Origin of the sequence: Streptomyces sp. NPDC048338, assembly GCF_043201055.1 — a bacterium.
Taxonomy (GTDB): Bacteria; Actinomycetota; Actinomycetes; order Streptomycetales; family Streptomycetaceae; genus Streptomyces.
This window is the reverse complement of the sequence record NZ_JBICYQ010000001.1, coordinates 81,195-99,913: the sequence shown is the minus strand read 5'-3', so window position 1 is coordinate 99,913 and position 18,719 is coordinate 81,195. Positions and strand designations below refer to the sequence as shown.

At 73.8% G+C, this 18,719-nt stretch carries 20 protein-coding genes; 11 read left to right on the top strand and 9 right to left on the bottom strand.

All coding sequences use genetic code 11. From position 1 onward, the window contains the following. The first annotated feature begins 47 nt into the window (after nt 1-47). Both ACGFZF_RS00495 and ACGFZF_RS00490 read left to right on the top strand, forming a co-directional pair. Nucleotides 48-977, top strand: coding sequence for a 5-dehydro-4-deoxyglucarate dehydratase (locus ACGFZF_RS00495; protein ID WP_393550139.1), 930 nt, complete (start codon nt 48-50; stop codon nt 975-977). Then, complete coding sequence (locus tag ACGFZF_RS00490) at nt 974-2,107, top strand: hypothetical protein (RefSeq protein ID WP_393550136.1); 1,134 nt, start codon at nt 974-976, stop codon at nt 2,105-2,107. Before ACGFZF_RS00495 ends, ACGFZF_RS00490 begins: the two co-directional genes overlap by 4 nt. A gap of 15 nt (nt 2,108-2,122) precedes the next feature. Here the strand turns inward: ACGFZF_RS00490 and ACGFZF_RS00485 are convergent, their stop codons facing one another. Both ACGFZF_RS00485 and ACGFZF_RS00480 read right to left on the bottom strand, forming a co-directional pair. Beyond that, nucleotides 2,123-3,337, bottom strand: a complete 1,215-nt coding sequence (locus ACGFZF_RS00485; protein WP_393550134.1) for an MFS transporter — start codon at nt 3,335-3,337, stop codon at nt 2,123-2,125. A gap of 73 nt (nt 3,338-3,410) precedes the next feature. Continuing rightward, entirely contained in the window at nt 3,411-3,803 is a 393-nt protein-coding gene (locus tag ACGFZF_RS00480) for a hypothetical protein (RefSeq protein WP_393550988.1), read from the bottom strand. A 69-nt stretch (nt 3,804-3,872) separates the two neighbouring features. Here ACGFZF_RS00480 and ACGFZF_RS00475 point away from each other — a divergent pair, with 69 nt between their 5' ends. Continuing rightward, entirely contained in the window at nt 3,873-4,499 is a 627-nt protein-coding gene (locus ACGFZF_RS00475) for a GNAT family N-acetyltransferase (protein ID WP_393550132.1), read from the top strand. A gap of 67 nt (nt 4,500-4,566) precedes the next feature. Here ACGFZF_RS00475 and ACGFZF_RS00470 read toward each other — a convergent pair whose 3' ends face one another. The 4 genes from ACGFZF_RS00470 to ACGFZF_RS00455 form a co-directional block, all read right to left on the bottom strand. Beyond that, entirely contained in the window at nt 4,567-6,015 is a 1,449-nt protein-coding gene (locus ACGFZF_RS00470; protein WP_393550129.1) for a peptidoglycan D,D-transpeptidase FtsI family protein, read from the bottom strand. Between the two features lie 127 nt (nt 6,016-6,142). After that, the gene (locus ACGFZF_RS00465) at nt 6,143-6,790 is read right to left on the bottom strand and encodes a response regulator (RefSeq protein WP_393550987.1); all 648 of its coding nucleotides are present in this window, start codon (nt 6,788-6,790) and stop codon (nt 6,143-6,145) included. Beyond that, entirely contained in the window at nt 6,790-8,064 is a 1,275-nt protein-coding gene (locus tag ACGFZF_RS00460) for a sensor histidine kinase (RefSeq protein ID WP_393550127.1), read from the bottom strand. The genes ACGFZF_RS00465 and ACGFZF_RS00460 overlap by 1 nt, the downstream gene beginning before the upstream one ends. Next, a complete protein-coding gene (locus ACGFZF_RS00455; protein WP_393550124.1) occupies nt 8,061-9,047 on the bottom strand; it encodes a hypothetical protein in 987 nt (328 codons plus the stop codon). Before ACGFZF_RS00455 ends, ACGFZF_RS00460 begins: the two co-directional genes overlap by 4 nt. A gap of 164 nt (nt 9,048-9,211) precedes the next feature. Here ACGFZF_RS00455 and ACGFZF_RS00450 point away from each other — a divergent pair, with 164 nt between their 5' ends. After that, nucleotides 9,212-9,718 (top strand): cupin domain-containing protein, encoded by a 507-nt coding sequence (locus ACGFZF_RS00450; RefSeq protein WP_356605635.1) that lies wholly within the window; start codon nt 9,212-9,214, stop codon nt 9,716-9,718. A gap of 125 nt (nt 9,719-9,843) precedes the next feature. Here ACGFZF_RS00450 and ACGFZF_RS00445 read toward each other — a convergent pair whose 3' ends face one another. Beyond that, a complete protein-coding gene (locus ACGFZF_RS00445; protein WP_356605633.1) occupies nt 9,844-10,614 on the bottom strand; it encodes an IclR family transcriptional regulator in 771 nt (256 codons plus the stop codon). 133 nt (nt 10,615-10,747) lie between these two features. Here ACGFZF_RS00445 and ACGFZF_RS00440 point away from each other — a divergent pair, with 133 nt between their 5' ends. Beyond that, nucleotides 10,748-12,226 carry an aldehyde dehydrogenase family protein gene (locus ACGFZF_RS00440; RefSeq protein ID WP_393550986.1) on the top strand — a complete coding sequence of 493 codons (1,479 nt, stop codon included), beginning with the start codon at nt 10,748-10,750 and terminating at the stop codon, nt 12,224-12,226. Nucleotides 12,227-12,360: 134 nt separating this feature from the next. Here ACGFZF_RS00440 and ACGFZF_RS00435 read toward each other — a convergent pair whose 3' ends face one another. Then, on the bottom strand, nt 12,361-13,269 hold the full coding sequence (locus ACGFZF_RS00435; RefSeq protein WP_393550121.1) for a LysR family transcriptional regulator: 909 nt from the start codon (nt 13,267-13,269) through the stop codon (nt 12,361-12,363). A gap of 118 nt (nt 13,270-13,387) precedes the next feature. On the opposite strand from ACGFZF_RS00435, the gene ACGFZF_RS00430 reads away from it, so the two are divergent. From ACGFZF_RS00430 to ACGFZF_RS00410, 5 genes are all read left to right on the top strand, one after another. Further along, entirely contained in the window at nt 13,388-14,116 is a 729-nt protein-coding gene (locus tag ACGFZF_RS00430; protein WP_393550119.1) for an SDR family NAD(P)-dependent oxidoreductase, read from the top strand. Nucleotides 14,117-14,143: 27 nt separating this feature from the next. After that, complete coding sequence (locus tag ACGFZF_RS00425) at nt 14,144-14,353, top strand: 4-oxalocrotonate tautomerase family protein (RefSeq protein ID WP_393550117.1); 210 nt, start codon at nt 14,144-14,146, stop codon at nt 14,351-14,353. Nucleotides 14,354-14,453: 100 nt separating this feature from the next. After that, nucleotides 14,454-14,930: a GNAT family N-acetyltransferase gene (locus ACGFZF_RS00420; protein ID WP_393550115.1), complete on the top strand. Its 477-nt coding sequence runs from the start codon at nt 14,454-14,456 to the stop codon at nt 14,928-14,930. 64 nt (nt 14,931-14,994) lie between these two features. Then, on the top strand, nt 14,995-15,708 hold the full coding sequence (locus tag ACGFZF_RS00415; RefSeq protein WP_393550113.1) for a DsbA family oxidoreductase: 714 nt from the start codon (nt 14,995-14,997) through the stop codon (nt 15,706-15,708). 78 nt (nt 15,709-15,786) lie between these two features. After that, nucleotides 15,787-16,833, top strand: coding sequence for an aminotransferase class V-fold PLP-dependent enzyme (locus ACGFZF_RS00410; RefSeq protein ID WP_393550985.1), 1,047 nt, complete (start codon nt 15,787-15,789; stop codon nt 16,831-16,833). Nucleotides 16,834-16,950: 117 nt separating this feature from the next. On the opposite strand, the gene ACGFZF_RS00405 is transcribed toward ACGFZF_RS00410, so the two are convergent. Next, the gene (locus tag ACGFZF_RS00405) at nt 16,951-17,502 is read right to left on the bottom strand and encodes a MarR family winged helix-turn-helix transcriptional regulator (protein ID WP_393550111.1); all 552 of its coding nucleotides are present in this window, start codon (nt 17,500-17,502) and stop codon (nt 16,951-16,953) included. 114 nt (nt 17,503-17,616) lie between these two features. Between ACGFZF_RS00405 and ACGFZF_RS00400 the strand changes: the two genes are divergently transcribed. Beyond that, on the top strand, nt 17,617-18,684 hold the full coding sequence (locus ACGFZF_RS00400) for an alkene reductase (RefSeq protein WP_393550108.1): 1,068 nt from the start codon (nt 17,617-17,619) through the stop codon (nt 18,682-18,684). The last annotated feature ends 35 nt before the right edge of the window (nt 18,685-18,719 follow it).

The window sequence follows — 18,719 nt, the reverse complement described above, 5'->3', positions numbered from 1 at the left end:
TCAGAATTGTGCACGCTGCTGCACGACGGACTTCCCTGGGAGCGCCCGTGACCTCAGCCTCGCTCGCCGACCGGCTCGACGGCCTGCTGTTCTTCCCCGTCACCGCCTTCGGCCCGGACGGCGCCGTCGACCTCGACACCTTCCGCGCCCACGTACGCGACGGCATCGACGCGGGCGCCGCCGCCGTGTTCGCCTGCTGCGGCACCGGTGAGTTCCACGCACTCACCCCCGAGGAGTTCCACGCCTGCGTCCGAGCCGCCGTCGAGGAGGCCGCCGGCCGCGTGCCCGTGGTGGCCGGCGCCGGATACGGCACCGCACTCGCCGTCCACTACGCGAGGCTCGCCGAGGACGCCGGCGCCGACGGCCTCCTCGCCATGCCTCCCTACCTCGTCGTCGCCGACCAGGCGGGGCTGCTGCGCCACTACACCGAACTCGCCGCCGCGACCGCCCTCGACGTCATCGTCTACCAGCGCGACAACGCCGTCCTCACCCCCGAGACCGTCGTCGCCCTGGCCCGCGTCGAAGGCGTCATCGGCCTGAAGGACGGACTCGGCGACCTCGACCTCATGCAGCGGATCGTCAGCGCGGTCCGCGCCGAGGGCCTCGACCTGCTCTACTTCAACGGCCTGCCCACCGCCGAACTCACCGGACTCGCCTACCGGGGCATCGGCGTCACCCTCTACTCCTCCGCCGTCTTCTGCTTCGCCCCCGACATCGCCCTCGCCTTCCACGCCGCCCTCGCCTCCGGCGACGACGCGACCGTGAACCTGCTCATCGACGGCTTCTACCGCCCGCTGGTCGAACTGCGCGCGCAGGGCCGGGGATACGCCGTCTCGCTCGTCAAGGCGGCCGTGCGCAGCGCGGGCCGGGACGTCGGCGAGGTCCGCCCGCCGCTGAGCGAACCCGCGCCCGAGCACCTGAAGGAACTCCTCGCGATCATCGAGCGCGGCCGCGCACTCCTGGCGGCCGGCGCATGAGGGCCGGGACCTTCGTCTACCCCTGGGACGTCGTGGGCGACCCGGCGGCGCCCGGACTGCTCGCCGGCCTCGGCGTCGAGACCGTCACCCTGGCGTCCGCGTACCACTCCACGCGCGCCCTGACCCCCCGGCACCCCGCGCACCGGATCGTCACCGCCGAGCACGCCGCGGTGCTCTACCCGCCGGACCCGGACCGCTGGTCCGGCCACACCCTGCGGCCCTGCCCGGCGGGGGAGTGGGCGCCGGGCGACAGCTACGGCGAGGCCGCGCGGGCCCTCGCCGACGCGGGCCTGGAGGTGCACAGCTGGGTCGTCCTCGCCCACAACTCCCGGCTCGGCGGCGAGCACCCGGCGACCTCCGTCGTCAACGCCTACGGCGACCGCTACCCCTGGGCGCCCTGCATCGCCCGGCCCGCCGTCCGTGCCCACCTCGTGGAGCTCGCGGCCGAGGCGGCGGTCCGGCCCGGAGCGGCCGGCACCGAGCTGGAGTCCTGCGGCTGGTACGGCCTGGCCCACCTCCACGCGCACGACAAGACGGCGGGCGTGCCGCTGGGGGACCGGGAGCAGTACCTGATGTCCCTGTGCTTCTGCCCGTCCTGCCGCGAGGGGTACGCCGTCGAGGGCGTCGACCCCGACGAGCTGGCGGCCGCGGTACGCGGCGCTCTGGCGCCGGTCTGGTCCGGGGGCGGGCCCGGACGGCCCCTCGCCCGCTTCGAGGACGCCGTCCTGTCCTGGCGCACCCGGACCGCGCGGAGCCTCCAGGAGGACGCCGTGCGGGCGGTCCGGGCGGCCGCCCCGCCCGGCTTCCGCGTCCTGCTCCACGCCGATCCGGACCCCGGGCGCTGCGGCGCCAACGCGGGCGTGGACCCGGCGCACGTCCTCGGGCTCGCGGACGGCGTCGTCACGCCGGCCGCCTCCGTGGCCCCCTTCGCGGCGCACGCGCGGGCCGGGACCGTCCTGGCCGCCAACCTCCCGGTGGTCACGGGCATGGGCGGCTCCCCACGGACCCTGGCCGACGACGCGAAGCGGGCGGCCGAGGCCGGCGCGGGCGAACTCCGGCTCTATCACGCGGGTCTGGCCTCGGACGCCGACCTGGCGGCGGTCCGGGAGGCCCTGCGGACGCTGAGCTGACCCGCCCGCCCCGGCTCAGCGCGCGGTCCGTGGCTCCGGCGCGGGCCGCGCCTTCCGGCCCGAGCGGGAGCCCGTCCGCAGCGGCGCCGCCAGCGCTCCCGCCCCGGCCAGCCCCAGCGCCCCCACCACCGGCAGCAGGACGCGGACGTCGAGGACGGCGACCAGGCCCGCGCCGAGCGCCAGGGCGAGCGCGTTCGGGACGAAGACCAGCGTGTGGGCGGTGGCCGCCACACGGCCGACCGCCTCCGTCGGGGCCTCCCGCTGGACTGCCGTCATGGCGGCGATCAGGACGGCGGGCAGACCGAGGCCGATCGCCGCGCTCGCCGCCAGTGCCACCGCGTCGTACGGCAGGGCACGGGCGCCCACCGCGAGGGCGAAGAGCCCGAGCCCCGCCGCGGCGAACAGCCGCCCCGGCACCCGGCGCAGCACGGGGCCCGCCACGAGCCCGGCGACGACCGAACCCACCCCCTGCACCGCGTACAGCACGCCCGCGTACGCCGGGGCGTGGCCGAGTCCCCGGTCCACCACCGCGTACACCGCGGCACCGTTCAGACCCGCCAGCAGCATCGTGAAGGAGCCGCCGAGGACCAGCGGCCGCAGCGTCGCCGAGGACCGGATCGCCCGCAGACCCTCGGCCGTGTCCCGCAGCCAGTGGGCCGCCTCCCGGCGTCGCGGCCGTTCCTCCCGCACCCGCAGCAGCGCGAACGCTCCCGCCGCCAGGGCGAACGTCGCCGCGTCGAGCAGTGCCACCGGCCCGCCGCCGTACCGCGCGAAGAGACCGGCCGCCACGAGCGGGGCGACCAGCTTCATGCCCTCGCCCACCGTCGTCCGCAGCCCGTTGAACTCCCCGAGCAGCCGCCGGTCGAGCACGCTCGCGGCCAGCGCGACCTCCGCCGCCTCGTGGACGACGCCCTGGAGCCCGTACAGCACCAGCACCGCGAACAGCAGCCAGATCCGGTCCGCGGAGTCCACCCAGAGCAGCACCGGCAGCAGCGCCGCCATCGCCAGGTCCGCGCCCACCATGAGCGGACGCCGCCGCGCCCGGTCCGCGATCGCGCCGAGCAGCGGGCCGCACAGGGCCGGTGCCCACAGGGCGAAGGCGGCCAGGGCCGCCAGGGCGTCCGAGCCGGTCAGGGACTTGACCCAGATCCCCGAGACCAGCCACAACGCGGTGGACCCGAAGCCCGACACCAGGACACCTGCCAGATAGAGGCCCGCGGTTCGTCTCATGCCGCTCAGCGTGGCGTCTGAGGCGGGCCCCGCGGATCGGTCATCCGCCCTATGCCGCGCGCGGGGGCGGAGGTCACGCCACGGCGTTCCTCCGGGCCGCCCGGCCCTCGTGGCGCAGCGCCGCGCCCGTCACCACCGCGCCCACGCCCTCCCACAGGCCCACGCCGAGGAACCCGGCGGGGGCGCGGCCCGTGACGACCGCGAGGGTGAACACGGCACAGGTCAGCAGCCGGAAGGGCACCGTCCAGCGGAAGAATGCCTTCCAGTCGGCCAGGGCGGCCAGCACGTAGTAGACGCCCATGTTGAGCGCGGCCATGGAGGAGGCGGTCAGGAAGACCAGCGTGTGGTCGCCGTCGGCCCGGGCGGCGTCGGGCACCGCATCGAAGCCCATCGCCGACAGCAGGAGGTCCGGGGCGACCAGCCCCACCACCCCCATGGCCGCGGCGAGCAGCCCGAACACCGCCATGGTCCAGCCGGAGAGGGAACGGGGCAGCCGCACGGCGGTCCTCCACGAGATCGAATCTATGCTCGGATCATGAGTGACCTTGCATACCGTGTCGCGGGGCCTTCCGACCAATCCGCCCTCGCCGGGCTCGACGACTCCTTCACCACGGACTACGTCTACGAAGTCGCCGCGGGCGACATCGGGTTCGGGCTCCGGCTCGTCCCCGTCGACCCGCCGCTGGTCAAGGTGTTCCCCGACGACGGCGACGCGGGGGAAGCCGCGACCGGGGCGCACGACGCCGGAAGCACCGGAAGCGCTGGAAGCACCGGGAACGCCGTCATCACGGACGACGCCGCCGCCGGGCCGGACGAGGCCGGTGTGCACGAGATCGTCGCGGTGGACTCCGACGGCTCGCTCCGCGGTTTCGTCGCGGTCGCCCACGAGCGGTGGAACCGGCGCCTGGTCGTCCGGCAGATCACGGTCGACTCCGCCCACCGCGGCCGCGGCATCGGAGGCGAGCTGATGCGCCGGGCGCTGGCCCACGGGCGGGCGGTGGGCGCCCGTACCGCATGGCTGGAGGTCACCAGCGTCAACGTGCCGGCGGTACGGGCCTACCGGCGCATGGGCTTCCGGCTCTGCGGCCTGGACACCACCCTCTACACCGGCACCGCGTCCGAGGGCGAGACCGCCCTCTTCATGGCCAGGCCCCTCGACTGAGCCGGGGTTCGGACACGGCCCGGGGGCGCCGCGACCGCGCGGCGCCCGGGTGGTCCGGGCCTCGGTGTCACCTCAGCGCCGCCTTCATCATCTTCTGGGCCACGGGGGCCGCCAGACCGTTGCCGCTGACCTCCGAGCGGGCCGCGCCCGAGTCCTCGATCATGACGGCGACCGCGACCTCCTTCCCGGTGTCCGCGTCCTTGGCGTAGGACGTGAACCAGGCGTACGGCGTCTTGCTGTTGTTCTCGCCGTGCTGGGCCGTTCCGGTCTTGCCGCCGACCTCGGCACCGCCGATCGCCGCGTTCGTGCCGGTGCCCTGCTCGACCACCGTCACCATCGCGCTGCGCAGCTGGCGCGCCGTCTCGGACGAGACGACCCGCCGGGTGTCCCCGTCGTCGAAGGTCCGGAGGGCGTCCCCGTCGGAGTCGACCACCTTCGAGACCATGTGCGGGGACGCGAGGAGCCCGTCGTTCGCGATCGCCGCGGACACCATCGCCATCTGCAGCGGGGTGGCCGTCACGTCGAACTGGCCGATACCGGTCAGCGCCGTCTGGGCCCTGTCCATGCCGGACGGGTACACGCTCGGGTGGGCGCGGACCGGCACGTCACGCTCGGTGTCGCCGAAGCCGAACTTCTCCGCCATGGCCTTGACCTTGTCCTGGCCGAGGTCGACGGCCAGCTTGGCGAAGACGTTGTTGCAGGAGTAGCGCAGCGCGGTGCGCAGGCTGGCGTCCTCGCAGGGCGCCGAGGCGTTCTCGTTCTTCAGCACGGTCCGGGTGTCCGGCAGCGTGTACGGGTTCGGGCTGTCGGTCGGCGCGTCCACCGAGGCGTACCGGCCGTCCTCGAGCGCCGCCGCCGCGACGACCAGCTTGAAGGTCGAGCCCGGCGGCAGCGGCTGCCGCAGCGCCCGGTTGACCAGCGGCTTGTCCTCGTCGGTGGTCAGGTCCCGCCATGCGGAGCCGTCCGTGAGCCCGGCGATCTTCGAGGGGTCGTACGAGGGGGTGGACACCATGCCGAGGATCCGGCCCGTCCTCGGGTCGATGGCGACGGCCGCGCCCTTCTTGTCGCCGAGCGCCCGGTAGCCGGCCTTCTGCACGTCCGGGTCGATGGTGGTGAGCACGTCGCCGGGCTCCTGCTGCTTGCCCGTGAGGGCGTCCAGCGGGTTCTTCAGGCGGGTGTCGGTGCCGTCCAGGACGTCGGAGTAGATGCCCTCCAGCTGCGTGGCGCCGTAGGCCTGGGAGCTGTAGCCGGTGACCGCGGCGTAGAGCTCGCCGTCGGTGTAGCTGCGCTTGTAGGCGAGATCGCCACCCTCCGTCCTCTTCGAACCCGTGACCGGTTCCCCGGCCACGACGATGTTCCCGAGCGGCTGCGCGTACTGCGCCATGATCTTCCGCCGGTTGGTCTTGTCGTCCGCGAGCGCCTTGCCTTCGTACGCCTGCACCCAGGTCGCCCGCCCCAGCAGGGCGAGAACCAGGAGCAGCGAGAAGACCGCGGCGCGCCTGATCGTCTTGTTCATCCCGTGGAGGGACGAACGGAACGGGGGCGGACGTTCCGGATGTGTCCCGTTTCTCAGGGAACCTTCATCCGCGCGGCGGGAGCTGAGAGCGCGGTCACACCCCTCCGCCGGCGGGACGCGGAGCCGCTCAGCCGGGTGTGACGAACCCCGACTCGTACGCCGCGACCACCGCCTGGGTGCGGTCCCGTGTACCGGTCTTCGACAGGACCGCCGCCACGTGGGTCTTGGCCGTCGCCGGGCCCACCCCGATCCGGCCGGCTATCTCCGCGTTGGTCAGCCCCGTCGCCATCAGCCGCAGGACCTCGGCCTCCCGCTCGGTCAGCCGGGCCACCCACGGCGGTGCCTGCGCCGGCCCCCGGCGGGCGTGCTCGGCCGCCAGGGCCCGCACCGCGGCCGGGTAGAGCAGCGAGTCGCTCCGGGCCACCAGCCGGACCGCGCCCACCAGCTCCTCGGCGGCGACCCGCTTCAGCAGGAAGCCGGCCGCGCCGGCCCGGAGCGCGTCGTACACGTAGGAGTCGTTCTCGAAGGTGGTGACCACCACGATCCGAGGCGGCTCGGCCATGCCCGCGAGGATCTGCCCGGTCGCCCGGATCCCGTCGACCAGCGGCATCCGCACGTCCATCAGCACGACGTCCGGCCGCAGCTCGCGCACCACCGACACCGCCTCCGCGCCGGTCGAGGCCTCGCCGACGACCTCCAGGTCCGGCTCGGCGTCCAGGATGACCCGCAGGGCGGTGCGCACCATCCGCTCGTCGTCGGCCAGGACGATCCGGATCACCGGGCGCCCCCCTTCCGGGCCGGGCCGCCCGCCAGGGGCAGCCGGACGGCGAGCCGCCAGACGTCGTCGGAAGGGCCGGCCTGGACCGCGCCGCCCAGCAGCCGCGCGCGTTCGCCCATGCCGAGCAGACCGCGGCCTCCGTCCGGCCGTGCCACCGGCACGCCGCCGGTGAGCGGGTTCTCCATCGTGATCTCCAGTTCCTCTCCGTGCAGCGCGAGCCGTGCGGTGACGGGGGCCCCGCCCGCGTACCGTGCCGCGTTCGTCAGTCCTTCCTGGACGATCCGGTACGCCTCCCGGGACACCGCCTCCGGTACCCGCTCCAGGTCTCCCGTGACCGTGAGCGCCACCCGCGGCCCCGCGCCCCGCACCAGGGCGTCCAGGGCGCCGAGCCCCGGCCCCGCGAGCTCCGCCTCGTCGTCGCCCCGGCGCAGCAGGCCGAGGACGGAGTCCAGCTCGCCGACCGTGCGCCGGGTCGTCTCCTCGATCGCGGCGAGCGCCTCCCGTACGAACTCCCGGTCGCGCGCCGAGTCGCTGTCCAGCACCCTGCGGGCGGCACTCGCCTGGAGGGTGACGGCGCTCAGCGCGTGGCCCACCGAGTCGTGCAGTTCACGGGCGAGCCGGTTGCGTACGGCCAGTTCGGCGGCGCGCCGCTCGGCCGCCAGGAGCCGGTCCGCCGGACTCGGCCCGAGCAGCCGCGGTGCCCGGCCGGCCAGGAAGGCGCCCGTCGCCGCTGCCACGGCCGCGAGGCCCAGCAGCATGAGCAGTCCGGCCGGAAGGCAGGCCCACTGCACCCATGGCCGGTCCAGGGCCCAGAACTCGGCCGCGGCCGAGGCGCGCAGCCCCGCCCAGAAGGGCAGGAGCAGCAGCGAGACCGCGAACGGCGGGAGCGCCAGGGTCGCCCCGCTGACCAGTGCCCCGGTCCCCAGGTGGAGGACGAACCAGCCCGCCGTCCTGGCGCGGTCGGACCGGCCGCGGGCCGGTCCCTCGGCGAAGCGGTCCGCCGCGACTCCGCACAGTGCCCGTGCCGCCGCCACCGACATGGGCCGGGTGAGCGGGAAGAGCGAGACGATCGCGGCGAGCGGCAGCCCGACGGCGTACGCGGCGAACTGGGTGCCCAGGTCGCCCTCGAACGCCGACCGCCCGTCGTCGAACGGCGCCACGAGCACCGTGCCGACCAGCCAGAACGGCATGAACAGGGCGCCGCCCAGGATGAGATGGACCCAGCGCAGTCTGGCCCGCTGTCCCAGCAGCAGGACGCCCGCCCGTCTCACGCGCCCGCGTCCCGGCGTCGTAGGAAGACGGCCGTGACACCAGCCGCCAGCACCCCCGTGATCATCTCGCCAGCGTAGGTCAGCCGTGCGAGGTCGGTGAAGGTTCTGGCCGCATCGCCGTCCGGGACGGCCGCCACCAGGCTCATGTACGCGCCCCAGCAGCCGACCGCGCCCGAGCCGACCCAGGCCACGGCCAGGACGGAGCGGACCGGCAGCGCACGGCTGCGGCTGAACGCGAGCAGCAGGACGCCGGTGACGGCTGCGCCGATCAGGAGCAGTTGCGCCCACTGGAGAACGTGGAAGTCGGCCGTGCGGTCGGCGATCTGCCCGGCCGACAGGCCCTGGTCCGCGCCGAGGGCCCAGGCCAGCCGGACGGCGGCGGGGGCCAGGGCCAGCAGCGCGGCGGCGACCGCCGTGGCACGCGCCCCGGCGCCGAGGAGGCGGGCGGGGACGTCGCCGACCGTGCCGTGCCACAGGTGACCCCAGCGGTCCCGGGTGTAGAGCACGAAGAGCGTGCCCAGGGTGAGGCCCTGGACGATGAAGCCGCCGTAGACGACGCCGAACACCCATGTGTCGAGGAACGGCTCGCCCCCGGCCGTCGGTTCGCTCGGCCCGGTGAACAGGGCGGTCGCGAGCTGGGCCGGGAAGCCGATCATGATCGGGGTGAGCAGCCCGGTCGCGGCCCACATCGGGAGCGCCAGCAGCCAGGGCCGGACGCGCAGCCCCCACGGCTGCGTGAGCAGCAGCGCGAGGACCACGACCAGGGCGTCGGCCACCACGGAGACCGAGTTGGCGACGATCAGCAGGGTCCGGTGCTCCAGGAGCGGGCTGCCGGCCGGGATGCCGAGGTCGCTGCCGGCCACCCAGGCGACCTTGAGGCCGATGTAGGGCAGGCAGGCGATCTCGGTGAGGGTGCGCAGCACCCGCCGGGTGCGGCCGGCGGGCGGAGGTGTCGGCGTCGGGCGTGCCAGGGTCCGTGTCATGTCCCCACGCTTTCGCCCGGGAGGCCCGCCGCACGTCCCTCCCTACGGCGGACCGTCTCCGCCGGGCGGGGGAGGACGCCTGCTCCGCGGAGGAGAATTGACCCATGATTTCGGTCGTGAAATGCACCTGATGGCCGGTCATCCGGGAGCCTAGAGTGATCTTCATGAACGAGATCACCACGCCGAAGACCTTCGCCCCGCTCCTCACCCGCGCCGCCGACGCCGAGACCACCGCAGACCCCAGCAGCGTGATGACCCTCCTCGCCGACTCGGACACCACCGGCGGGCTGCTGACCAGCTACCGGTCGTCCTTCGCGAAGGGCGCGGTCGGCGCCCCGGCGCACTTCCACACCAAGGCGTCGGAGATGTTCTTCGTGCTCGGCGGCTCCCTGCAGGTGCTCGTCGGTGAGGAGCTCACGGTGCTGGAGGAGGGCGACTTCCTGCTCGTCCCGCCGCACACCCCGCACGCCTTCGCCGCGGCCCCGGGCGCCGAGGCCGACGTGCTCTTCGTCTTCACGCCGGGCATGGCGCGCTTCGACTACCTGCGGCTGCTCGGCCGGGTGATGCGGGGCGAGGCGAGCTTCGCGGAGATCAAGGAGTCGTCCGAGCGCTTCGACAACCACTACGTCGACAGCCCGGTCTGGCAGCAGGTGCTCGCCGAGCGGGGCTGAACCGTCCCCGGCCGGCGGCCGCTCCTGACCGGCGGCGGCGCCCGCCGCAGGGCCGCGAAGGGCGGCGGGTCGCCGTGCGCCGCACGGCGCTGTCCGTGCGGGGCTCCACGACAGGCCCTCGGGCCTCAGAGCCGGCGGGTCGCCAGGGTCAGCCGGTCGCGCGCGTCGAACAGTGCGTCCTTGATCATCTGCTCGTGCCCGGGGGTGAGCCGGGCCACCGGCACCGAGCAGCTGATCGCGTCCCGGGCCGGGGTCCGGTAGGGGATCGCGATGCCGAAGCAGCGGAGCCCGAGGGTGTTCTCCTCGCGGTCCACGGCGTACCCCTGCTCGCGGATCGCGTGCAGCTCCTCGATGAGGTTCTCGCGGTCCGTGATCGTGTGCTCGGTCAGCGCCGGCAGCGTCTCCGGGAGCAGCTTGCGGACCTGCTCGTCGCTGTGGGTGGCGAGCAGCGCCTTGCCCAGCGAGGTCGAGTGGGCCGGCAGGCGGCGGCCGACCCGGGTGAACGGCCGCAGATAGTGCTGGGACTGACGGGTCGCCAGGTAGACCACGTTGGTGCCGTCGAGCCGCGCCAGGTGGATCGTCTCCGTGGTGTCGTCGGAGAGCCGGTCGAGCGTGGGCCGGGCGGCGGCCACCACCTCGTCGCCGTCGATGTACGAGGTGCCGACCAGCAGGGCGCGGACGCCGATGCCGTACCGGGTGCCCGTCGCGTCGGTCTCCACCCAGCCGAGCTCCACCAGGGTGCGCAGCAGCATGTAGAGGCTGGACTTGGGGTAGCCGACGGCCTCCTGGACGGCGGCGAGCGAGTGCATGCCGGGGCGTCCGGCGAAGTACTCCAGCAGTTCCACCGTGCGCACAGCGGACTTGACCTGCGCTCCACCCGTGTCGGCAGTCGACATCGCCCTCGCCCCTCTTGCCGCCGCCTCTTGTGGAGACGGCGCGCCCGTCAATAGAGTCCTGTTCACCTACAGGAACCATGTTCAGAATAGCGAACATGGCGTGAAGAGGGGCGTGGCGGTGGCAGCTGAACCAGTGTGGAGTGTGGACCCCCGGACGGGGAAGCCGCGGGAGCAGGTTGCGGTGGAGGCCACAGCCGAGGAGATCGACCAGGCCGTGCGGGCCGCGCACGCCACCCGTGACGCGCTCGCCGACCGCACGGCGCGGGCCGCCCTGCTCCGCACCGCGGCCGACCTGCTCGACGAGGCCGCCGCGCACGTCATCGAGGCCGCCGACGCCGAGACGGCACTCGGCCCGGTCCGGCTCACCGGTGAACTCGCCCGCACCACCGCACAGTTGCGGTCGTTCGCCGACGTCGTCGACGAAGGCGCCTTCCTCGACGTGCGGATCGACCTGCCCGACCCGACGACCACGCCGCCCACCCCGGACCTGCGGCGCTGGAAGATCCCGCTCGGCGTCGTCGCCGTCTACGCGGCCAGCAACTTCCCGCTCGCCTTCTCCGTCCCCGGCGGCGACACCGCCAGCGCGCTCGCCGCCGGCTGCCCGGTCGTGGTCAAGGCCCATCCGGACCACCCGGCCACCTCCGAGCTCTGTGCCTCCCTGCTGCGCCGGGCCGCGGTGAAGGCGGGCCTCCCCGAGGACGTGGTCGTCCTGGTCCACGGATTCGACGCGGGCGTCGCGCTGGTCCGCCACCCGCTGGTGGCCGCCGCCGGCTTCACCGGGTCGGTACGCGGCGGGCGCGCGCTCTTCGACGCGGCGGCCGCCCGCCCGGCCCCGATCCCCTTCCACGGCGAACTCGGCTCGCTCAACCCGGTCGTGATCACCGACGCCGCCGCCGCGGAGCGGGCCGCCGAGATCGGCGCCGGCCTCGCCGGCTCGATGACCCTGGGCGAGGGGCAGTTCTGCACCAAGCCCGGCTTCGTCCTCGCGCCGGGCGGAGAGGCGGGCGACCGCTTCGTGGACGCCCTGACCGCCGCCGTCAGCCAGTCCGAGCCCGGTGTCATGCTCGACCACCGGATGCGGGCCGCCTTCGTCTCGGGCGTCACGGAGCGCGCCGCCCTGCCCGGCGTGTCCGCGCCGGTCACCCCCGGGTCCGGCGGCGAGCACACCGTCAGCGCCGGCTTCCTGACCGTCGACGCCGCGACCCTGCTGAAGGGCGGGTACGAACTCCTCCTGGAGGAGTGCTTCGGGCCGGTGACGGTGGTCGTGCGGTACGGCTCCCGGGACGAGATCAGCCGGCTCCTCGCCCTCCTCCCCGGCAACCTCACCGCCACCCTCCACCTCGCCGACGAGGACCCGCAGGCCCCCGGGATCCTGGCCGAGCTCACCCCGCTGGCGGGCCGCGTGCTCGTCAACGGCTGGCCGACGGGCGTGGCCGTGGCGGGCGCCCAGCACCACGGCGGTCCCTACCCGGCCACCACGTCCACGTCCACCTCGGTCGGCGCCACCGCGATCGAGCGCTGGCTGCGCCCGGTCACGTACCAGTCGACACCCGGCCGGCTCCTGCCGCCGGAGCTGCAGGACGGCAATCCGCTGGGGCTGCCGAGGCGCTGACCCGGCCGGGCGGGGCGCCGATCCACGGCGTCCGCCCGGGGCCGGCACGTGCGGCCCGCCGGGGGAGCCGCACGACCGCCGGGAGGCGGTCCGAGCGGCGGTCGTGTCGATCCCGCCGGGCTGATCGACAGCCCTCAGGCGCTGATCGGGGCGGTGAGACGGGTGGTGAGTTCCTCGACGAATGCCTCGAGGTGGGGCGGGCGCGGGCCGGTACGGGTGGCGCAGAACCATGTGCGGGTCAGCGGGTCCTTGCCGATGCGGACCAGCGCGAGGCCGTGCGAGGACACGTACGGGGCGGCCACCCAGTTGGGGAGCACGGTCACGCCCTGGCCGCCGGCCACCATCTCGATCACCAGGTCGGTCACCACCGGCATCGTGGTGATCCGGCCGGGGCGGGCCCCGGCCGGGATCGGCAGCGGCATCGACGGGATGCGGTTCTGGTCGTAGCCGTCGTAGAGGACCAGGTCGGCGCCGTCGAAGTCACGGGCGGTCAGGTGCCCGCGGGAGGCCCATGGGTGTGCGGCGGGCACCACTGCCATCATCTCGTCGTCGAACAACCTGGTCAGCGACACCCGGTCCATCTGCAGATCCGGCTTGGTGACCAGCGCGACGTCGACCAGGTCGGCGAGCAGCGCCGGGATCGGGGCGTCGTCGGCGACGGCCTCGATGCGCACGTCGATGTCCGGCTCGCGCTCGCGGAAGGCGCGCAGTACTGGTGGCAGCCACGGCAGGGTGGTGCTGCACTGCGCGGTGAAGCGGACCCGTCGGCCATGCCCGTCGCGGATCTCCCGCAGGTCGCGGGAGGCCGCATCCAGTTCACCGAGGACCTGGCGGGCGGCGACCAGCAGCCGGCGGCCGGCCGCATTGGGCACCAGGCGGCGCCCCTTGCGGTCGAAGAGCTGCATGCCCAGGCGAGTCTCCAGCCGCGTGAGCCGCTGGCTGAGGGCCGGCTGACTGACGTACAGCCGCTCCGCGGCGGCCGTCAGCGAGCCCGCCTCGGCGGTCGCGTCGAGGAGCTCCAGGTCGCGCAGATCCACATCCATAACCTGGGATTATCACATGCTCCAATCTACGTTGTGGTGTTATGTGTTGAGGGTTCATAGGTTCTTGGGTGTCAGCCGGACGAACCAGTCCGCCGAGCCGCCCCGAAAGGCACCCACCATGACCACTGCTCTCATCACCGGATCCTCCAGCGGCATCGGCCTGGACATCGCCCGGGCCTTCCTGGCGAGCGGCGCGAACGTCGTCATGAACGGCCGCGACGCCGACCGCCTGGCCAAGACCGCCGTCGGCCTCGGCCATCCGGAGCGGACTGCGTGGGTCGCGGGCAGCATCGCCGAGAAGGAGACCGGAGAAGCCCTGGTCCGCACGGCCCTCGAGCGCTTCGGCCGCATCGACGTGCTGGTCAACAACGCCGGTACCTTCGCCTCCAAGCCCTTCACGGAGGTCACGGAGGCCGAACTCGACGGTTTCCTGACGGGCAACCTCAAGGGCACCTACCTCACCACCCAGACCGTGGTACGGGCGCTTCGCGCGCAGGGTGAGGGCGGCAGCATCGTCAACATCGGCACCGTCCTGGTGGACCACGGACTGGCCGGCTTCCCGGCCAGCGCGCCGGTGGTGAGCAAGGCCGGAGTGCACGGGCTGACCACGAGCCTGGCCGCCGAGCTGGCGGCCGACGGCATCCGGGTCAACCTCGTCTCCCCCGGCATCGTCCGCACCCCGCTGCACGAGGGCGGCGACGTGGACGGCCTCGGCGGGCTCGCCCTCCTCAACCGGGTCGGGGAAGCCTCCGAGATCGCCGAGGCGGTGCTGTACCTCGCGGGAGCCGGCTTCGTGACGGGCCACGCCCTGCGTGTGGACGGCGGCCACGTGACCGGCCGCTCCTGACCTTCCCTCACCCGAAAGGACTTCCACGTGCCGTACGTGAACGTCAAGATCACTCGGGAAGGCGCCACCGCCGCCCAGAAGGCCGAGATCATCGCCGGTGTCACCGACCTGCTGGTCAGGGTCCTCGACAAGGACCCGGCCACCACGTTCGTCCTCATCGACGAAGTCGCTCTGGAGGACTGGGGCGTGGGCGGCGTCCCCACGGACGAGTACCGCCGCCGGCAGACCCGCGGCTGAGGCCCTCCGGTCGGATCCCGGGTCTCCCGAGATCCGATCCCGCGGCTCCGCCCCCGCCCCGGATCGCAACCAAGGACGGGCCGTCCGCGTCCCTCGTTCCATGATCAGAACAGCGAACGCCGACGACCTCGACGCCATCGCCGCCCTGCACCTCGCGGCCCGGGCCACCTACTACCGCGGCCACATACCCGACGTCGAGTTCGAGGGCCCCGAGGAGCTGTCCCGCACGCGGGCCGCCTGGACCCGGGCCGTGGAGGGCGGCGCCGTGCTGTGCGCCGAGCGTGACGGCGAGCTCGCGGGCATCGCCGCCTCCCGCGTGGTCGACGGGATCATGACACTCACCCAGCTCCACGTCCGGCCGGACCGCTGGCGCCTCGGGGTCGGCGGCGAGCTGCACGCCGCCTGTCTCGACGCCTGGCGGGCCGCGGGCGTGAGGACCGCCCGCCTGGAGGTCTTCGAGAAGAACGAGCGGGCCCGGGCCTTCTACGCCGCGCACGGCTGGGTCCCCGACCCCGACCACCCCCGCGACGGCTCCCACCTCGTGCTTCGCCTCACAGTGACGTCCCCGGCGGAATGAATCCGGCGTCCGGGGGTGTTCCCGACCACGGACCCACCCCCGAGACCGGAGAGAAGCCGAGAACATGCGCGTCGAGATCTGGAGCGACATCGCCTGCCCGTGGTGCTACATCGGGAAGGCGCGCTTCGAGAAGGGGCTCGCGGCCTTCGGTCACCGCGACGAGATCGAGGTCGTCCACCGCTCCTTCGAGCTCGACCCGAACCGCGCCAAGGGCGACACCGCCCCGGTGATCGAGATGCTGGCCCGCAAGTACGGCCGCACCGTGGACGAGGCCCGTTCCATGGAGGCCCACGTCGCCTCCAACGCGCACTCCGAGGGGCTGGGTTACCGCACCGAGGGCCGTGACCACGGCAACACCTTCGACATCCACCGGCTGCTCCACCTGGCGAAGGAGCGCGGCCGGCAGGACCAGCTCCTCGACCTCGCCTACCGGGCCAACTTCGCCGAGGAGCGCTCCGTCTTCGACGCGGAGACGCTCGTGACGCTGGCCGTGGAGGCGGGCCTGGACGAGACCGAGGTCCGGACGGTGCTCGCCGACGAGACGGCGTACGCCGACGCCGTCCGCGCCGACGAGCGCGAGGCGGCCGAGCTGGGCGCGAACGGCGTGCCCTTCTTCGTCCTGGACCGCCGCTACGGGATCTCCGGCGGCCAGCCCGCCGAGGTCTTCACGCAGGCACTGGAGCAGGCGTGGGAGAGCCGGGCCCTCCAGCCGGTCGCCGTGGCCGCGGCCACGGACGGCGGGGGCGCCTGCGACGTGGACGGCACCTGCGACGTATAAGACCTGCTTGGGGATTCCCCTTGATCATATGCAATTGACGTATGGTCGGGGGGAATCCAACCTGGGGACATGGATGTCATGGACCCCCTCGGCGGAGCCGAGTTCGCGCCCCGGTACACCTACCTGAACACCTCCACCTGCGGGTTGCTGCCCCGCCGGACCATCGAGGCGGTCACGCTCCTCGCCGAGGAGACGGCGGACGGGCGGCCGGACGGCGCCGGCAGTTTCGACATCGTGGCCGAGGCCCGCGCGACGTACGCCCGGCTCGTCGACGTCCACCCGGACCGCGTCGCCGTCGGCAGCTCGGTCTCCGTCCACATCGGCATGATCGCCCAGTCGATGCCGGCGGGATCCGAGATCCTCTTCCCCGAGGGCGACTTCAGCTCGGTCATCACTCCGTTCACCGTCCGCGGCGACCTCAAGACGCGCTTCGTCCCGCTGGAACTCCTCGCCGAGTCCGTCCGGCCCGAGACGGCTCTCGTCGCCTTCTCCGGCGTCCAGTCGGCGGACGGCCGGACCGCGGACTTCGCGGCGGTACGCGCCGCGGCGGCGGCACACGGGGCCCGGACGCTCCTGGACGCCACGCAGTCGGCCGGCTGGCTGCCGCTGCGGGCGGGGGAGTGGGACTACACGGTGGCCGGCGGTTACAAGTACCTGCTCTGCCCGCGCGGCGCCTCCTTCCTCACCGTCACGGAGGAGGCGCAGGACTCGCTGCTCCCGATCCACGCGGGCTGGGTCACGGGCGAGGAGCTGTGGGTCAACAGCTACGGCCCGGTGCGTGAACTGGCCCGTTCCGCACGGCGGTTCGACGAGCCGCCGGCCTTCCTCTCGTACCACGGCGCGGCCCGCTCGCTGGCCCTCCTGGAGGAGGTCGGCATCGAGCGGATCGAGGCGCACAACAAGGCGCTCGCGGCACGTTTCCGAGAGGGGCTCACCGCGCTGGGGTACGCGCCGGTGCCGGACGTCTCGGGCATCGTCGGCGTCCCCGGCCTCGGCGAGCGCCAGGCCGAGCTGCGCGAGTCCGGCATCCTGCTCTCGTCCCGCGCGGGCAACCTGCGCGCGTCCTTCCACCTGTACAACTCCGCCGCGGACGTGGACCACGCGCTGGCCGTCCTGGGCGGCTGACCGCCTTCCGTCGCGTCCGGCCCCGGGCCGCGCGTCCGGCCCCGGAGTCCGGGGGGCTTCGGGGCCGGACGCGGCGGATGTCCGGAGCCGCACGCGGCGGATCGCCGGGGTGTCGGTTCAGCCCGGGGTGTCGGTTCGGCTCGGGCCGGCGGGGCGGGTCGCCCGGAGCTCGGGGCAGTCGGCCATCTCGACGCACAGGTTCCGTTCGACCTTGGCCAGCAGGCGGGCCAGCTCACCGCGCTCGTCCGGCGTGAGGCCGGCCAGCGTGTACCGCTCCAGGCCCGTCCAGACGTCCGCCACGTCCGCGCGGAGCCCGCGCGCCTCCTCCGTCGCCTCGACCAGGACCGCGCGCCGGTCGGCGGGATCCGGGCTGCGGCGCACATGGCCGCTCTGCTCCAGGCGCTGGAGCATTTTCGTGACCGTCGAGGGGTCCAGTCCCATCGCCTTGATCAGCTCCGACTGACGGACCGGTCCGCAGTCCCACAGGCACATCATCAGGAACTCCTGGCCCGGGAAGAGCCCCACGTCCTTCAGCAGCCGGCCCGCCGCGATCCGGTGCAGCCGAGCGACCCGGGACAGCCCGTGGCTCACCGGCCCGCCCTGTGCGGCGGAGGGCAGCGGCCCGGTACAGACGGGCTCGGACGGGGGTGCGGTGGTGCTCTCGGACATCGCTCTGCTCCTCGCGGGGGTGATGTCCCCAGATTACCTTGGTCGGCCAAGTAATGCGTTACAGTGGCGACCGGCCACATATTTGGCCGACCACATAAATTTTGGAGGACAGCCATGACCACCGCTTTCGACCCGATCGACCTGGCCGGCGCGCGGCTCTCCAACCGCATCGCCATGGCCCCGATGACCCGCAGCCGCGCCGACGCCCAGGGGCGCACGCCCACTCCGCTCGTCGTCGAGTACTACGCCCAGCGGGCCACGGCCGGCCTGATCATCACCGAAGGCACCCAGCCCACCGCCGTCGGCCAGGGCTACCCCGGCACCCCCGGGCTGCACAGCGCCGAGCAGACCGCCGCCTGGCGCGAGGTCACCGACGCCGTCCACGCGCGGGGCGGCACGATCTTCGTCCAGCTGATGCACTCAGGCCGGATCGGCCACCCCGACCTCCTGGACGGCGACCTCCACCCGGTCGCCCCCTCCGCCGTCGCCGCCGCCGGCCAGGTCTTCACCTTCGAGGGGCCCAAGGACTTCGTCACTCCCCGCGAGCTGACCGGCGACGAGGTACGGGCCACCGTCGCCGAGTTCGCCGCCGCGGCGCGCAACGCCGTGGACGCCGGCTTCGACGGTGTCGAGATCCACGGCGCGAACGGCTACCTGGTCCACCAGTTCCTCGCCACCGGCTCCAACCGGCGCACCGACGAGTGGGGCGGCTCCGTGGAGAACCGGATCCGCTTCGCCGTCGAGGTCGTCCGCGCCGTGGCCGCCGAGATCGGCGCCGAGCGCACCGCGCTGCGGATCTCCCCGGCCAACCCCTACAACGACATCGACGAGACCGAGTCCGAGGAGACCTACACGGCCCTCGTCGCGGCGATCGAACCGCTCGGCCTCGCGTACCTGCACGTCCTGGAGGCCGCGCCGGCCGTCCGCGAACTGACCCTCGCCCTGCGCAAGCAGTTCACCGGCACCCTCGTCCTCAACCCGGCGACGGAGGGCCCGACCGCCGCCTCCTCGCTGGCCCTGATCGAGGACGGGACCGCCGACATCGTCGCGTACGGCACCCTCTTCATCGCCAACCCGGACCTGCCCGCCCGGCTGCGCGCCGACGGCCCGTACAACACCCCGGACCGCGCCTCCTTCTACGGCGGCGACCACCGCGGATACACCGACTACCCCGCGCTGTGACCGCATGTCCGGCCGCCGGCGGCCGCCGGCGGTGA

Coding starts and splice junctions, on each gene's coding strand:
- ACGFZF_RS00475 (WP_393550132.1), top strand. CDS start 3,873: ATGAGTGACCTTGCATACCGTGTCGCGGGGCCTTCCGACCAATCCGCC.
- ACGFZF_RS00430 (WP_393550119.1), top strand. CDS start 13,388: ATGACCACTGCTCTCATCACCGGATCCTCCAGCGGCATCGGCCTGGAC.
- ACGFZF_RS00445 (WP_356605633.1), bottom strand. CDS start 10,614: ATGTCGACTGCCGACACGGGTGGAGCGCAGGTCAAGTCCGCTGTGCGC.
- ACGFZF_RS00415 (WP_393550113.1), top strand. CDS start 14,995: ATGCGCGTCGAGATCTGGAGCGACATCGCCTGCCCGTGGTGCTACATC.
- ACGFZF_RS00455 (WP_393550124.1), bottom strand. CDS start 9,047: ATGACACGGACCCTGGCACGCCCGACGCCGACACCTCCGCCCGCCGGC.
- ACGFZF_RS00405 (WP_393550111.1), bottom strand. CDS start 17,502: ATGTCCGAGAGCACCACCGCACCCCCGTCCGAGCCCGTCTGTACCGGG.
- ACGFZF_RS00485 (WP_393550134.1), bottom strand. CDS start 3,337: ATGAGACGAACCGCGGGCCTCTATCTGGCAGGTGTCCTGGTGTCGGGC.
- ACGFZF_RS00410 (WP_393550985.1), top strand. CDS start 15,787: ATGGACCCCCTCGGCGGAGCCGAGTTCGCGCCCCGGTACACCTACCTG.
- ACGFZF_RS00480 (WP_393550988.1), bottom strand. CDS start 3,803: ATGGCGGTGTTCGGGCTGCTCGCCGCGGCCATGGGGGTGGTGGGGCTG.
- ACGFZF_RS00420 (WP_393550115.1), top strand. CDS start 14,454: ATGATCAGAACAGCGAACGCCGACGACCTCGACGCCATCGCCGCCCTG.
- ACGFZF_RS00435 (WP_393550121.1), bottom strand. CDS start 13,269: ATGGATGTGGATCTGCGCGACCTGGAGCTCCTCGACGCGACCGCCGAG.
- ACGFZF_RS00490 (WP_393550136.1), top strand. CDS start 974: ATGAGGGCCGGGACCTTCGTCTACCCCTGGGACGTCGTGGGCGACCCG.
- ACGFZF_RS00400 (WP_393550108.1), top strand. CDS start 17,617: ATGACCACCGCTTTCGACCCGATCGACCTGGCCGGCGCGCGGCTCTCC.
- ACGFZF_RS00470 (WP_393550129.1), bottom strand. CDS start 6,015: ATGAACAAGACGATCAGGCGCGCCGCGGTCTTCTCGCTGCTCCTGGTT.
- ACGFZF_RS00450 (WP_356605635.1), top strand. CDS start 9,212: ATGAACGAGATCACCACGCCGAAGACCTTCGCCCCGCTCCTCACCCGC.